General features: G+C 40.2%; 17 protein-coding genes. 10 read left to right on the top strand and 7 right to left on the bottom strand.

The annotated features are described in order from the left end of the window. Window positions 1-34 precede the first annotated feature (34 nt). From EHQ64_RS02295 to EHQ64_RS02310, 4 genes are all read left to right on the top strand, one after another. Window positions 35-871, top strand: coding sequence for an alpha/beta fold hydrolase (locus EHQ64_RS02295; RefSeq protein ID WP_135647910.1), 837 nt, complete (start codon window positions 35-37; stop codon window positions 869-871). A gap of 86 nt (window positions 872-957) precedes the next feature. Continuing rightward, the gene (locus tag EHQ64_RS02300; RefSeq protein ID WP_135647893.1) at window positions 958-1551 is read left to right on the top strand and encodes a Crp/Fnr family transcriptional regulator; all 594 of its coding nucleotides are present in this window, start codon (window positions 958-960) and stop codon (window positions 1549-1551) included. Window positions 1552-1593: 42 nt separating this feature from the next. Continuing rightward, a complete protein-coding gene (locus tag EHQ64_RS02305) occupies window positions 1594-1950 on the top strand; it encodes an MmcQ/YjbR family DNA-binding protein (protein ID WP_135647894.1) in 357 nt (118 codons plus the stop codon). A 461-nt stretch (window positions 1951-2411) separates the two neighbouring features. Then, window positions 2412-3170, top strand: a complete 759-nt coding sequence (locus EHQ64_RS02310; protein WP_135647895.1) for a rhomboid family intramembrane serine protease — start codon at window positions 2412-2414, stop codon at window positions 3168-3170. 404 nt (window positions 3171-3574) lie between these two features. Here EHQ64_RS02310 and EHQ64_RS02315 read toward each other — a convergent pair whose 3' ends face one another. After that, complete coding sequence (locus EHQ64_RS02315; protein WP_100710386.1) at window positions 3575-4738, bottom strand: acyl-CoA dehydrogenase family protein; 1164 nt, start codon at window positions 4736-4738, stop codon at window positions 3575-3577. A 905-nt stretch (window positions 4739-5643) separates the two neighbouring features. Here EHQ64_RS02315 and EHQ64_RS02320 point away from each other — a divergent pair. Then, window positions 5644-6060, top strand: coding sequence for a DUF1801 domain-containing protein (locus EHQ64_RS02320; protein ID WP_246048510.1), 417 nt, complete (start codon window positions 5644-5646; stop codon window positions 6058-6060). A gap of 508 nt (window positions 6061-6568) precedes the next feature. On the opposite strand, the gene EHQ64_RS02325 is transcribed toward EHQ64_RS02320, so the two are convergent. Further along, entirely contained in the window at window positions 6569-7522 is a 954-nt protein-coding gene (locus EHQ64_RS02325) for an MBL fold metallo-hydrolase (protein WP_167882337.1), read from the bottom strand. Between the two features lie 456 nt (window positions 7523-7978). On the opposite strand from EHQ64_RS02325, the gene EHQ64_RS02330 reads away from it, so the two are divergent. Then, complete coding sequence (locus EHQ64_RS02330) at window positions 7979-8389, top strand: DUF1801 domain-containing protein (protein WP_135647896.1); 411 nt, start codon at window positions 7979-7981, stop codon at window positions 8387-8389. A 147-nt stretch (window positions 8390-8536) separates the two neighbouring features. Here the strand turns inward: EHQ64_RS02330 and EHQ64_RS02335 are convergent, their stop codons facing one another. From EHQ64_RS02335 to EHQ64_RS02345, 3 genes are all read right to left on the bottom strand, one after another. Continuing rightward, complete coding sequence (locus EHQ64_RS02335) at window positions 8537-9709, bottom strand: CaiB/BaiF CoA transferase family protein (protein ID WP_135647897.1); 1173 nt, start codon at window positions 9707-9709, stop codon at window positions 8537-8539. Window positions 9710-9796: 87 nt separating this feature from the next. After that, window positions 9797-10657 (bottom strand): polysaccharide deacetylase family protein, encoded by an 861-nt coding sequence (locus EHQ64_RS02340; protein WP_135647898.1) that lies wholly within the window; start codon window positions 10655-10657, stop codon window positions 9797-9799. Window positions 10658-10853: 196 nt separating this feature from the next. Beyond that, entirely contained in the window at window positions 10854-11231 is a 378-nt protein-coding gene (locus EHQ64_RS02345) for an SMR family transporter (RefSeq protein WP_135647899.1), read from the bottom strand. 143 nt (window positions 11232-11374) lie between these two features. On the opposite strand from EHQ64_RS02345, the gene EHQ64_RS02350 reads away from it, so the two are divergent. Both EHQ64_RS02350 and EHQ64_RS02355 read left to right on the top strand, forming a co-directional pair. After that, window positions 11375-12202: an alpha/beta fold hydrolase gene (locus EHQ64_RS02350; RefSeq protein WP_135647900.1), complete on the top strand. Its 828-nt coding sequence runs from the start codon at window positions 11375-11377 to the stop codon at window positions 12200-12202. A 14-nt stretch (window positions 12203-12216) separates the two neighbouring features. Further along, the gene (locus EHQ64_RS02355) at window positions 12217-12999 is read left to right on the top strand and encodes an AraC family transcriptional regulator (RefSeq protein WP_135647901.1); all 783 of its coding nucleotides are present in this window, start codon (window positions 12217-12219) and stop codon (window positions 12997-12999) included. 72 nt (window positions 13000-13071) lie between these two features. On the opposite strand, the gene EHQ64_RS02360 is transcribed toward EHQ64_RS02355, so the two are convergent. Further along, complete coding sequence (locus EHQ64_RS02360) at window positions 13072-13608, bottom strand: Mpo1 family 2-hydroxy fatty acid dioxygenase (RefSeq protein WP_135647902.1); 537 nt, start codon at window positions 13606-13608, stop codon at window positions 13072-13074. A gap of 149 nt (window positions 13609-13757) precedes the next feature. Between EHQ64_RS02360 and EHQ64_RS02365 the strand changes: the two genes are divergently transcribed. Both EHQ64_RS02365 and EHQ64_RS02370 read left to right on the top strand, forming a co-directional pair. Continuing rightward, the gene (locus EHQ64_RS02365) at window positions 13758-13937 is read left to right on the top strand and encodes a tautomerase family protein (protein WP_135647903.1); all 180 of its coding nucleotides are present in this window, start codon (window positions 13758-13760) and stop codon (window positions 13935-13937) included. 3 nt (window positions 13938-13940) lie between these two features. Continuing rightward, the gene (locus EHQ64_RS02370; RefSeq protein ID WP_246048511.1) at window positions 13941-14570 is read left to right on the top strand and encodes a YdcF family protein; all 630 of its coding nucleotides are present in this window, start codon (window positions 13941-13943) and stop codon (window positions 14568-14570) included. Here EHQ64_RS02370 and EHQ64_RS02375 read toward each other — a convergent pair. After that, window positions 14506-14670 carry a hypothetical protein gene (locus tag EHQ64_RS02375; protein WP_246048517.1) on the bottom strand — a complete coding sequence of 55 codons (165 nt, stop codon included), beginning with the start codon at window positions 14668-14670 and terminating at the stop codon, window positions 14506-14508. The two genes, EHQ64_RS02370 and EHQ64_RS02375, sit on opposite strands and share 65 nt — an antisense overlap. Window positions 14671-14708 lie beyond the last annotated feature (38 nt).

Consider the following 14708-nt stretch of genomic DNA (forward strand, 5'->3'; position numbering starts at 1 on the left):
CTTGTATCTATTGCAATGTAACGGGAGTGAGAAAATGGAAACAGTATTAGAAACGCCTACGCCGGCCCTAAAGAAACCAACGGGATTTTTTCCTTCTAAAATCGGAAAGATCGCATATTGGGTAGAAGGGAAAGGCAAACCGATCTTCCTACTCCATTCCGCAGGTCATGATCATTACGACTATGAATCCATAATCCCAACTTTATCAGAAAAATATAAAGTGATTTCTATCGATTGGCCTGGCCACGGGCTTTCAGACAATCCCCAGCCCACATCTTCCGCTTCCGCAGTTGAATATGCGGAAATTCTTCCGGACCTAGTTCAATCGTTGTCACCGGAAGGAGCAGTATTTATCGGAAATTCATTGGGAGGATTCGCTTCTTTAAATCTGGCACTTAAAAAACCGGAATTGGTGAAAGGCCTTGTGATCGTAGACTCAGGTGGTTTAAATGATCCGGATTGGCTAACTAAAAGTTTCTCCAGCCTAAAAGGAAAAGTTTGGTTCACAAGTCTTGTCTGGAATTTTTTTCCGAATCAATACATCAAGATCCGTAATAAATACACAGAATCCATTCTTTCTAGAATTAGAGAAAGGGAGAATATTGAAGAAGCTAAAGAAGTAAATGCAGCCATTTGGAGAAGTTTTTTAGATGAAAGACATGATCTACGAGAACAAGTCTCCAAAATAAAATCACCTACATTGATCATTTGGGGAGAATACGATCCTGTGATCGATCCAAAGTTAGCGACTAGGCTTCATGAAAAAATACAAGGCTCTCGTTTGAGTCTTTTAAAAACGGGCCATGTTCCTTTTGCGGAAAATCCTAAGGAATTCCTGAAAGTTACCCTGCCTTTCTTGGATTCACTCTAGGACGTTTTTAGTTTTTTCAGAATAATTAGATTTGTAAAATTTCCGTCTGCGATCTTTCTTTAGAGAACTCGTAAACGGAAATCTACATGGAACAGAAAACTCTTACCTGGAAAAAAATTTACGAAACCGTGAATCGAATCTCTCCAATACCAAAGGAAATCTGGGAAAAATCGGAAAAATTATATACCTTCCGTAAATTGGAATATGGAGATTTCTTAGTGAAACAAGGAGCTAAAGCTTCAGAATTTGCATTCGTATTTTCCGGTGTATTGAGAGAATACTATCTCACTGACCAAGGAAACGAATACATCAAAAGTTTCAATTTTCCAGGAGACTTTACTGGATCTTACTTTGATCTACTTTCAGAACAACCTTCCACCTGTAATATTAGAGCAATCACAGACTGTGAACTTGCAGTGGCAAAATTCTCCGAATTCAGGGAGTTATTTTCTCAAGATATTGCATGGGAAAGATTGGGTAGGATTTTCGCTGAGAATTTATTCTTAAAAAAAGCGAAAAGAGAATATGAACTCTTAGCTTTAAGTGCAGAAGAAAGATATGAATTACTTCTTAAGACAAGGCCGGATATAGAAGAGCTTGTTCCTCAATATCATATCGCTTCTTATTTAGGGATTACTCCTGTTTCCCTAAGTAGGATCCGGGCTAAGAAAAAAATTTGAATTGAACTTTGCCCCAACTTCTTTACAAAACTATCTTAACTTATGATATCCATTGAGAAGGTAAGAAAACTAGCTTTATCTCTTCCTGAAGCAAAGGAAGAACCTCATTTCGAAAAAACTTCCTTTCGGATCAAAAACAAGATATTTGCGACGGTTGACGCAGAAGAAAAAAAAGTAGTTCTGAAATTCAATCAAGATGATCAGGATTTTTTCACATCAGCTTCCAAAGGTTCCGCTTACCCGATTGATAATAAATGGGGACAACAAGGATGGACCTGCGTCGAAATGAAAAAGGTAGATCCTTCTTTATTTAAGGATATGTTAATAGTTTCTTATTATGGTGTTGCTTCTAAGAAGTTAAAAGAGGCAGTGAAAGGCAAATTGCCTTCTTACAGATAATTCGCATTTTGAAGTTTTAGTACAAGATTTGTTTTTATGTTGGAGCTCCTACGTGAATTAAAATCCGCCCCCACCCTTCATTGGGATTGGGGGGAGTGGCCCGTGGGAAAGCTGACTTCGAACTATCATAAAATTCAAATTTAGTCAATCTAAGAATAGAACATAAAAGTTTGTAGGAGCTCCTACAAACTCTTTCTAAAATTTTAGTTGCTTAAAGATCCGATCTGTGTTACGCGAAACGAACCCTGCGAAGGTACCACCAACCGGCCCCCACCCAAAAATGGCGGGGACTACTCTGCTCAATTTTCCTTTGGAACGTGGAATCCGTATTCAGCAATGCTGAAGTAGCATAAAACACCTCTTTCTACGAACAATGCTTTCTAAGAGAATAAATTTAGTTGGCAGATTTTATCAAATCGCTCGATAGTATCGATTAAATCCGACTATTGGAAATTTCTTGAATGCTCATAACTGAGAATGCGAATTACAGACATCGTTTTCCGATCGTTACCGTATTATTAATCATAACGATGGGACTTATACTGGGTTTCGGAAATGTTATTGATCTAGCATTTGTCCCATCTCAAGAGATCAGCCTGAGTGTAATCGCGAGTATCTTTACCCATTCAAGTATTGTTCATTATATAGTGAACATGTTATACTTATACATATTCGGTGACAATGTTGAAGATGTAGCCGGACATGCATTATATCTCATCATTTTTATTGTTTTAGGAGTAATAGCTAATCTGCTCTATATGTTAATACATTTAAATTCCGATCACCCTGTCGTAGGTGCATCAGGAGCTATATCCGGAATTTTAGGTATGTATTACGTACTTTTCCCGAATGTAAAAACATCGTTTTACATTAAATGGGCTTCTATTGAAGAGATCCCCGCATCGATTAGTTTACTACTTTGGTTCGGTATTCAACTTATGATGTCGGCGCTAGAGTTGTATTTACTGAATGGATTGGGAATCGCTTTCACTGCACATATCTCAGGCTTTTTGGTCGGAATGCTATTCGGATACATATTCTTAAAATTGGGTTTTTTAGATCGGCACGAAGAAAGAATTCGTCAATCTAGTTCAAGTTCATTGACCGTTATCTGCCCTTCATGTAACACTCCTAAAAATGTTAAAAAGTATGGGAAATATTTCTGCCTTGCCTGTAAATCGGAGTTCTATTTTGATAAATATGGAAAGAAACTTTTGTAAGTTTTTAAGGCCCTTTTCACGGTTAGGTTCTTCTTCACAATTTCGCAAACATCAATTTTAAATAATATTTATAGTAGGCTCCTACCTATATTATAGTTCACGCAAAGCCGCTAAGGAAAAGAAGATCATTACTTTAAAAAATGAGACCTTCTTAATCTTTTGCGTCTTAGCGTGAAAAAGTCTTCTATAATAAATCTCCGATCTAGTACTGCGGTAGGGATACGAAGGGGAAGTTTCGAAGAAACCGAAGCGAAGCGTAGCCCGACCCGAGCAATCCCTAAGGAATGCGAGGGGCCGCCCAAATCATTTTGTAGGAGTTCCAACATTGTAAGAGTAAGCAGAAATAAAAAAGGCGCCGGAATCGACGCCTTTTAGTAGAATTTCCTAATTTAGAAAAAAGGAAATTATTTTGCGGAAGCCGCCTCACGAATAACGTAAGCAGCGATCTCGTTCTTTTGGATCTGAGTGGTTCCTTCGAAGATACAAAGGATTTTTGCATCTCTCATAAGTTTTTCTACAGGATATTCTTTAGTGTATCCGTATCCACCGAAGATCTGAACCGCATCAGTAGCAGCTTTCATTGCTGTTTCAGAGCAATAAGCTTTAGCGATCGCAGAATATTTAGGTAAACGAGGATCTTCAGCATCGGACATACGAGCAGAAAGATAACAGATCTGACGAGCTGTTTCCACACCGATAGACATATCAGCAAGCATGTGTTGAACCGCTTGGAAGCTGGAGATCTTGGATCCGAACTGCTCTCTTTGGCGAGCATATTTAGAAGCGTGATCTAAAGCAGCTTGAGCAACACCCACTCCCATCGCTGCAACGTATGGACGAGAAGCGTTCAGAGTTTGAAGAGCGTAAATGAATCCGAGGTTTTCTTTTCCGATCATAGTAGCTTCTTCAACTGCACAATCTTCGAAGATGATCTGACGAGTGTCAGATGCACGAATTCCGAGTTTATCTTCTTTTTTACCAACGATCAAACCTGGGGTATCACGTTTTACGTAGAAGCAGGAAACTCCACGAGTTCCACGGCCTTTATCAGTGTAAGCAAAAACGGTATAAGCTCCTGCGCTACCACCACCGGTAATCCATTGTTTGGTTCCGTTGATGACCCATTTGTCGCCTTTTTTAACTGCAGTAGTGCTCATACCAGGAACGTCGGAACCTGCACCAGGCTCAGAAAGACAGAAAGAAACTCCGTATTCTCCGTCGATAACCGGTTGAAGCCATTTTTTCTTTTGTTCATGGCTCGCACCTTTCATGATAGGAAGGATCCCTAAACCGGTGTAACCGAAACAAAGGCTGATCCCGAGGCATCCTCTGGAAAGCTCCTCAGTTACTAAACACTGCTCTACAGAACCAAGTCCCCATCCACCGTATTCTTCGGGGATAGTGAGTCCATTGACTCCTAGCTCGGTTCTCATTCTATTGATAAGTTCTTCTGGATGTTTGTTTTCTTCGTCCCAGTGGATAGCAACTTCATGGGTGATTTCTTTCTTAACGAAAGCACGAATCGTGTCCCTAATCTCGATTTGCTGCTCAGTCAGTTCCTGATACATTTTTGCCCTTCTTGCGAGAGTTTCTAATCCTAATTTTTCGCCAGGGTCGATTCCATCAAGAAAAACATCGAAGAATAAACGTTCATTTTATCCCTAATGGGACAGAATTCCTGGAATTCTAGTTATTTTAGCTCATTTTGGCGATTCAAATGCATATAAAAAACAGAACGTTCGTTCTGTTACTAACTATTAGAGAAAACTTTCCAGAAATAAATTGAATAAGCGAATTTTTCCGAAAAGGAGGAGAAACAAGAAAGATATGGGCGACTCCTCACTTCGTTCGGACCGCGCTGCTTCGATTTCGCTATCGCTCATCCGGGCTTTGCCCGGACTAAAGATCTGCGCATCGCTGTCGCGGTACTAGATTCGAAATTTATTCCGAAAGTTTTTTCACGCTAAGGCGCGAAAGATTAAGAAGATCTTTTGCTAAAGCAATGAGAGCTCCTATATAGATCGAAATTCTACCCACCCAATCAAACGACCTGTGGGAAGCAAGATTCCTGAAAGGTTGCCGACTCTGTATAGTCCTATATTGCGGAATTCGGATTCCCCGTTCCAAAGGAAAATTGAGGAGAGTAATCCCCGCCCAATCGAGCGACCCGTAGGAAGCGAGATTCCTGAAAGGTTGCCGACCGAAGGAAGGCAAAATTTAGAATTAACACGCTGCACTTTAATAAATACAAATTTTGGGTGGGGGCCGGTGCGGTGGTACCTTGTTGCGACTCAGCGCGGCTGGTCGTTTTCTCACTCCCTATGGGTCGCTCAAAGGGCGGTACCTTACGGTCACAAAACTCGACTTAGCATATTTTCAGCTTTTGATCCAGCACAATTTCTGTCTTTTAACAATGTAGGAATTCCTACAACGGAATCTAAATTCCAAAACTTCTTTACATCTCGAAAAGAAGATGTTCCATTACTGCCCATTCACCCTTATGAATAAAGATACTAAGAAATACAATTCTTCACAAACCAAAGAAGAAAAACTTATCTGTGAAGTACTTGCATCGGAAATTAGTTCTCATCTCCCGGATGCAGAAAATAAAATCTGGCATGGCCATCCGGTATGGTTTTTGGAAGGAAATCCAATAGTAGGCTATAGCAAACTTAAAACTTGCATTCGATTATTATTTTGGAGCGGACAATCTTTCGATGAAGAAGGATTGGAACCGGAAGGATCCTTCAAAGCCGCCGAAGTTCGTTATACTAGCACAGATCAAATCAATAAGAAGGATCTAAAACGCTGGGTAAGTAAGGCCAAAAAGATCCAATGGGATTATAAAAATATAGTTAAACGTAAAGGTGTGCTCGAGAGATTGAAATAGTTTCAATCTTCTTCTCTGTAACTTGCTATAAGATTAAAAGCTCTCGTTGCCCTAGGAAACTTTTGCTTTATGCAAAGATATTCCCCGCCCACATAGGGTGGGGGCCGGTGTGGTGGTACACATTTTCGATCAAAAAGAGAGTGCCAATTCAATTGGCCAACTCGGCTGATCTAAAGATCAACGACTTGCCATGCAGTCGCCTGCTCGCTTCCTATTTTGTTTCATTTAGTCTGATCGTGTCTATTATAGATTTTGCTTCATTACATTCAGCAACCCTTCGGGCTTCTCAGTTCCTATGGGTCGCTCGAAGGGTCGCTGCGCAGGGGTGGGGGCCGGCCGGTTGGTGGTACTCATTTCGTTTGCAGAAAATCTCGTATCACAATTTCCGATTTTATTCAAGAGAAAACTTCCGTTTAGATCCATGTAGGAATTCCCACAAATGAATTTGTATTCCGAGATCGTTCTTCTTGAACAAATTTAAGAATATATAACTTTTTTATAATTCTTTTTATTTATCACCAATACTTTGGTGCCCGGGGTGAACTTGGATCTTAGGAAATTTCAAGGAGATCTGCTTGAGATAATTTAAACTTTCTATATTTGCTTCTCGATCCTTTGTGTATTCCCCAGGAGGAACTTGATTTTCCCAACCCCATTTCGTATGGCAGGTATCCCCTAATACCAACTGAGATCCATTAGTCGACTTAATCAAGAATGCAAGACTTCCTGCAGTATGCCCAGGCACATATATTACATAGAAGGATTTATCTCCAAAGTAGTCCAAGATGCGAGTCGTCTTTCCATCTTTGGTATCGAATTTTAATTCTGATAAAGAGATGTTCTCACCTAAAATCCGATCTGTCGCGGATTGCACAAAAAGATGAATGAAGCGAGAATCGGCAGATTCTCCCGGGCCAGTAATCAGAGGAGTTCCTGCAGGAAGGTCCAAACTCCCGAAGATATGATCCATATGCATATGAGTAAGAAATGCACCTTCTACTTTTTTGGGATCTTTAGCCAGCCACTCTTGGATCGTAATTTTCGTTTTCAACTTATCCCCATTCATTCGAGAAGAAATAAATCCAGGGACAGGCCATTCTTCTTGAGGTTTGCGGAAACCAGAAGACATTCCGGTATCAATGATATATCTTCCAAATTTTGGATGATCGATCACATAAAAATAAATTTGGATCGGCTCTTTTCCAGGTTCCAAATTCGCAGCTACTGCTTTCGGGTCCTTTAGATGGATCAATCCGTTTCGTTCTGCAACCCAATCAGCTGCCAGGATTTTCTGAAAACGGATCGGCCCTTTCTCGGAAAGATCCAAAGTTTCAAATTCGGTAGGATTTCCTTGTGTTATTGGGGTAGATCGTTTAGAAGTTACGGCACAAGCCCCAAGGAGAAGGAAAGGAAGAAAAAGGTATAAGAATTGTTTCGGTTTCACAAGAGAATAGACCGACATGCCTTAAATTAGGTCCAAAACTTTTTTCTCCGAGTAGGGATTCCTAGGTCAAATAATGATTTTGAAAACCATTCTTACAAAAGTATTTCATTCGATCATTGAAAACGGAAATTCCATTCCTTCGAATCCCGAAAGGCAGATCCCTACCCAATCGAGCGCCTCTAGAAAACGAGATTCCGAACCGGTGGCAGAATGCCAAACAAGTCGGTCCTTAAAAACTACTCATATCATTCCTATTTAAAAATTTTCAGAAAGGCAGATCCCCACCCTAGATCCCTTTCAGGGTGGGGGGTGGGAGGCGGGAAAATTTTCTCATACAATAAAATCGCAAATTTTTCAATTCCTTTTTCATCGCCATCCTCTTGTAGGAGCTCCTACAAATGAATTTGCGTTCCGGGTTAGAAGGAAGGAGTTGCCAGAAGCAGATAGTATTCTATCAAGATCTACGAAATTACTATGGCCTATCCTCTATTAAGATTTACTGGAGCAGTTAAAACCGAACCTAAGATCGATATATGGTTCTCCGAAGTTTCTCGTGAGTTAGGAAATATTGCCCAGGAATGGTTTTCTATTCTACGCAAATCCGGTCCGGATGTATTAGAACTCATTCATGATGAACTTGCAACAGTTTGCATAGAAGATGCGCCGTTTGCGTATGTAGGAATTTTCCAGGCTCATGTAAGTATCGGATTCTTTCATGGCGCCTCCTTAAAAGATCCAAAACATCTTTTAGAGGGAAAAGGAAAATATATGAGACATGTAAAAATTAAGCCAGACATTTCAATCGATGATTCAGCTTTAAAAGTTTTGATCAAAGACGCATATAAGGATATTAAAGAAAGATTATTAATGGAAAGAACTTCTTAAAAAGCCCCAACCTGAAGTAGGTCATTCGAATAGAAAGGAACTTCCTCGCGGCAGCGATGCGAAGGGGAAGTCTGAAAGACCGAAGCGGAGCGTAGCCCGTAGCAGCGCGGTCGCAAGACTTGTCTTGCGAGCCGCCAAAAAATTGAATTAAATCACTTTATCTTTTTTTAACTCTTCTATTTCCGATTCGGAGTAGCCCAATGATTTCAAGATCTCCAGATTATGCTCTCCATGATCGGGAGGGTCCATTCTATAAGTCACCTTACTTTCCGAAAATGGAAAAGGGGATCCGAATTGGATATAATCTCCGTATTGTTTATGAGTTCGATCCAGGATCAGCCCCTTCTCTCTCATCACTGGATCCTTGGAAACCTCGTCCATAGTTTTGACAGGTGTAAGACAGGAATCAGGATTTTGAAATATAGGCTCCAAGTCTGCATAGGTCTTTGATGCAAAGTATTCTGTTAAGATCTTTTTCCATTCTGCAAAATGAGTTTCTGCGATCGGCACTTTTTCCAAATGAGAATCGAGTCCGGATTGTCGAAGGAATGTTTTAAAAAACATTTCTTCTAAGGCTCCCAATGCTACCCAACGTCCTTCTTTGGTTTTGTATGTAGAATAATTCGGAAGTTTCCCGGATAATAATTCATTTCCACCTTCCGGACTTTTTCCTGTCGCAGAATAGATCCCTCCGTAAAGAGATATAAATTGTAAGGATGCCTCCATCATGGAAATAGCGATCTTTTGTCCTTTACCCGTTTTTTCGCGATAATATAACGCAGCCAAAATAGAAGAAAGAGCGGTTAACGTTCCTCCCCCGATGTCCGCCAATTGGAAACCAGGAGCCTGAGGATTTTTTCCAGTTTGGTCCAGAACTCCCGAAAGAGATAGATAGTTCAGATCATGTCCCGCAAAATCTCTATATGCTCCAGAATCACCATAACCGTAAATACCACAGTAAATGAGTTTCGGGAATTTTTCCTTTAGATCGTCATAGCCGAGTCCCATTTTGGAAAGCCCGTCCGGTCGAAAACCTTCCAACAAAATGTCTGCGTCTTCTAATAATTTGAATAAGATCTCTTTTGATTTTTCTCTTTTAAGATTGAGTGTGATCGCTTTTTTATTTCTGTTCAACATTAGATACAAAGATGGAGCTCCGTTTGCCTTCTTGAACATCACCCTTGTGGCGTCCATTGCTCTCGGGTTCTCTATCTTGATCACCTCTGCGCCCATATCTCCTAAATACATGGAGCATAAAGGACCAGGAAGTAATAAGCTTAAATCTACTACCTTAACTCCTGCAAGTGGACCTTTGTTCATTTTTATAACTTCCCTAATGATAAACTTCGGACCTGTTTAGTTTCGAAGGCAGAGAAGAAAAGTTTTTTTTGATCTGAAAAACAGTGTTCAATCGATTCCTTCTTCGAACAACTCTTCACTCGTTTTTCCCCAACGCCACTTAGTATAATCTTCCGCAGTAGCGAAAGTATAACCTTCTTCTTTTAATTTTTCTATAATAAATGGTAACACTTCTTTCGTAGTAGGATGAGTATCATGAAATAATATCACGATCCCCTGACCTTCCGTTTTCGAGACCAAGGAGTTATAGATCCGATCCATTTTTCTTCTGAAACTTTGATTTTCCGGATCGATCCTTGGCCCTTTCTCATACCATTCTCCTCTTACCCATTCCTTGGAATCCGTAGAATCGAATTCCTTCGTCCACATAAATACCAAACCTTTTCCCTGAAGCGCTTCCCCTACTCTTTTCTTGGAAGTTTCACTTCGAGTTCTAATAAAAGGAGAACCGAAAGGGGGACGGATCCATGTTAGATTTCCAGAATATTCTCCTAATTCCTTCTTATATAATTTCTCATTCTCTTCTAATTGGTTCTCTATCTTCGCTCTGGACATTTGTTCGAAGTTTCTATGGCCGAATGTATGATTCCCGATGATATGTCCTTCTTCTTTCATTCGGATCAAAGTATTTCTATATTTCTTAAAACTATTTTCCCTTCTGTTTGTTTTTGGAAGCCATGCTGCACAAACAAAGAAAGTCGCTCGTACATTCTCTTTTTTCAGAACATCTAAAACATCCGAGGTCCAATCCGAAGGCCCATCATCGAAAGTAAGATATGCTGTTTTGGGAGGAAGTGGATCTCCTTCATAATATCCGATCGGAGTATCTGGCACAGGACGAATTTGATCGGATGTTTGGCAATACGCGAAGGATAAAAATAAACAGAATAAAGATAAGGAGGTTCTCATAAAACTCTCACCTTCCTTTAAAGTTTTAGGACTTTAAGCTTGGATCGGTACGGAGTTTTTTCGCTTATCCTCTATGTATTTAGACGGCTGAAATGAAGTTTTTTGCCGGAGGTTTTCCGGCGTAAGGAAGGATTTGTATCTTTATAAAAAGTTTTTTATTTTTAAATTTTGAAAATTGAAAACGAGAAGAATGTTATCAGGTGAACATTTCTGCTGAAGTCAACCATACACCTGCAAGTATAAGCCCAATCCCAGTCCACTGAGTCCAATTCAATTCTTCTTTAAAAAAGATCGCGGACGCAACAAGCACGATGATAAATCCTGCAGAAGTAAAGAGTGGATATGCTAAAGATAATTTCAATCCGTTCCCTAATACCCATCTATATCCGAGTAACGCGATCCCAAAAGAAACAAGTCCTGCAAAAAACACCGGATGCAAAAATGTTTTGATCAAACCTTCGATCCCTGGTGTGGAGTTTGTCTTATCTCCCAAAGAACTCGCCTTAATCAAAATATTCGCTAATGCGTTAAAGAATAATGCGACTACAAAAATGATCACCACAGTTGTTTTCATCTATCTCTCTCAAAGTCCGATTATTGTTTTCTTGTAATCTCCCCGTAGGAAGAGTGTATTATCCCTCTTTTGGGGTTCGGTCGAAACTCCGAATTCCTGTCCATCCAAAGTAAAGGGAAAGAAATAGCAAGGTCAAATCTTGAATGGATAGAAAAACATTTAACTTCCAAGGGATCCGTCTCTCTTATATAGATTCAGGCGATACGAATAAAGATCCGATCCTGATCGCTCACGCAAACGGCTTCTCCGCTGGTTGTTATTCCTACTTAGTTCGAAAACTTTCAGACAAATACCGAGTGCTTGCTTTGGATTTCTGTGGTCATGGAGAATCTCAAGCAAGTTTAGATTGGAAGAATTGGTATTTTTTTAGGGACCAAATACTTGCGCTCATCGATACCGAACGTCTGCAAAATATAGTAGGAGTCGGTCATTCTTTAGGAGGAGCGAGTACTCTTTTAGCTTCTTATTCACGTCCTCAAGCTTTTAAGAAAATTTTTGCAATGGATCCGGTTATCTTAAATCTTCCGTATCTTTTTCTTTCCATAACATTTGGAAATCCTTTGGCAAAAGGGGCAATCAAAAGAAGAAAAGAATTCAAAGATCTGAATATCGTAAGAAAAGCTTATCGTAAAACTCCTACGTTCTCCAATTGGGCTGAGGAAACTTTTGAAGATTATTTAAGATCCTGTTTCAAAAAAGAAGGAGAACAATGGGTATTATGTTGTCCTCCGGAATTAGAGGCAAAAATTTTTAATTCGGTAAGTTTCAAAAGTCTGATCCAATATGGCCGTATAAAAACGGAGACCCACATCACGATCCCCAAAAAATATGAAGTATGCTCCCCTTCAGCCGCCAAAAGGATCATTCGTGGGAATTCCAACTCCACTTTAGAGTTATGGGATGATGTATCTCATTTTTTTCCATTCGAAGTGCCTGAAAAAACCCTGGAAAGAATCGTTCGAAAATTATAATCCGGTAATCGGAAATGGAAGAATCTCAAACCGGGACATTATTCTATTTTGGAGCCAGAGTATTCTTAGCTCAAAAAGGACTGACCACAGATCCTCATTCTCACTATGCCGTTTCCATTCTTATATCCTTAACTTCTAAGTTTAAAGTAATAGAAGAGTCAGGCAACGTGTTGGAATTCCAAGCGGTTGTTCTCGCCCCGAACACTTATCATACTCTATCTGCAGAAGATTCTGATCTTATCGTTCTACAGATAGACCCATACGGAATAGACTACGCTTCCATTTCCGCAAGGTTCGGAAGAAAAGGGATCTCAGAGATCCCATTCGAAAGTTTAGAACCGGTTCTCTCAAGGTGTAAGTCTCTATTTAAAGAAAAAGTAAATTGCCATACTGCAAAAGAACTTTTCGAAGATATTCTTGCTGCAGTAGGTACAGAAAAACCTGCAAGAGTTTCTTTAGACCCTAGGATCTTAGCCGCAACGAATCGTATGAAGTCCGCTCTTCCTGGATCCATATCTGTTCCGGAGTTGGCGAAAGAGGCGGGATTCTCCGAAACAAGGTTTATGCATGTATTTAAATTGCAGATGGGCCTTCCGGTAAGGCAATTCCAACTCTGGTTGAGACTTCATGAAGCAGCAAAACTTTTAAGAGAAGGCGGAAATCTGACGGAAGCTTCTCATGCCGCAGGCTTCGCGGACCAAGCCCATTTGAGCAGGACTTTCAAAAGAATGTTCGGAGTACAACCTTCTCGTTTTTTGGGAGCGAACACGAACGTAACCGTTCATTTTTGTGTTTAAGGATTTTTGAATATTTTTGGAAAGAAATACGCCTGCTGAAACGCAGGCGTTTGCCGAAGCATAGAGAGAATGTTAATGAGCAGTGCTGAAATTTTTCAATTTTCCTTGGGAAGCTAATTCTTTTTTAACAGCTTCTTGCACATCCTTTCTAAGTCCCAATTCGAAGAAAACATCCGCGATCACAAAGATCGGAGCGGAGACTACCGCTTGGAACAGGTTATCGAATAAAGCAGGACGGCTTTTTTCGAAAATAAAATGTCCGTAGAATTGAGCTCCCCAACCGACCAGCTGTGCTATCGCAAAAATAGTCCAAGCAGTAGTCGCTGTGAGAGAAAGAGTAATGTACTGAGCCAAGAACATTAAAGAACCAAATACAACGGTAGTTGCAGCGGCAAAAATAAAGTCCAAGGTGAAATAATATGCAAGTACTGCGATCCCAAACACAGTAGCTGCCGTTACGGTATATCCGAATACGTTGACTAACTCTAATCTATTGAGTACTAAAAACAGGGTGAAGGTGATGGTAGGAACTCCTAACACGTGGATCCACACGTTTCTTTTTTCTTGGTGGTACGCTGAATAGAATGCCATTTCCTTAGCGAATTTCATGGATAAAACTCCTCACAATTTCAAATACAGTATATACCAAATCGGTATCCAGGCTTGAACGAACCTGCCGTTTTTCGAAAAAAATCCGTTGCGTAATCCTCGTTCGAAATAAACTATTGAGGCAATAAAATCAGGCAAAAAGAGGAAATATGCCTTATATCAATCTAAAAGTGGCCGGACCTCTCACTAAGGAACAAAAGCAGCAAATCGCAAAAGAATTCACCGAAACTTTGACTAAGGTCGCGGGAAAACCTCCTGCATCCACCTATATCGTGATCGACGAAGTTTCGAGAGAGAATTGGGCTGCAGGTGGAAACCTTCTAGAATAGAAGATGGATACGATTTTTTTTGCCGCATCCAAACTTGCCGGAGCCTTCCTATTTCCGTTACCTGCGTCCTTGCTTGCTCTTGTAATTTTTAGTTTTAAACTCCCTAAGTTCAAACATAGGATCTGGATCTTAGTTCCTACATTGGTGATCTGGATTGCCTCTACCGACAGTTTTTCACAATGGATCGTTAGAGGTTTGGAAGAAAAACATCCGCCTGTCCGTATGGAAACCTTGGAGAATGCGGACGCAATTTTAGTACTCGGTGGAGCAGTAGATAATTTAGCGCTCTATGAAAGTCAGGTTCAATTGACATCTGCTGCAGAGCGTATGACAGATGCCGTCCAATTATTCCAAAAGAAAAAAGCTCCTAGGATCGTATTCACCGGAGGCTCTGGAAATCTATTCTTCCAAACTAGAAAAGAATCCGATTTTGCATCTCAATTCTTTCAGTCCTTAGGAGTTCCTACAAAGGCGATCTATTTGGAGAACGAAAGTAGGAACACTAAGGAAAATGCGGAAAAAACGGCAGAATTATTCCGCCAAAACAAATGGAAATCCGCGATCTTAATTACTTCCGCATTTCATATGGAAAGATCTCTTTTAGTATTCTCAAATACTGGGAAGAAGGAATAAAATCATCTATTGTTAGGATTTTTACTCTCGACCTATAGTCAGTAGGCCAAGGATGGATCTTGATCCCAGTATTTGAGAATACTAAAAGAGATCTTTCCATATGAAATGCGGAAGTAATTAAGATCGCGGATTTCCATT

The sequence above is a fragment of the Leptospira sarikeiensis genome (assembly GCF_004769615.1).
Classification (GTDB): Bacteria; Spirochaetota; Leptospiria; order Leptospirales; family Leptospiraceae; genus Leptospira_B; species Leptospira_B sarikeiensis.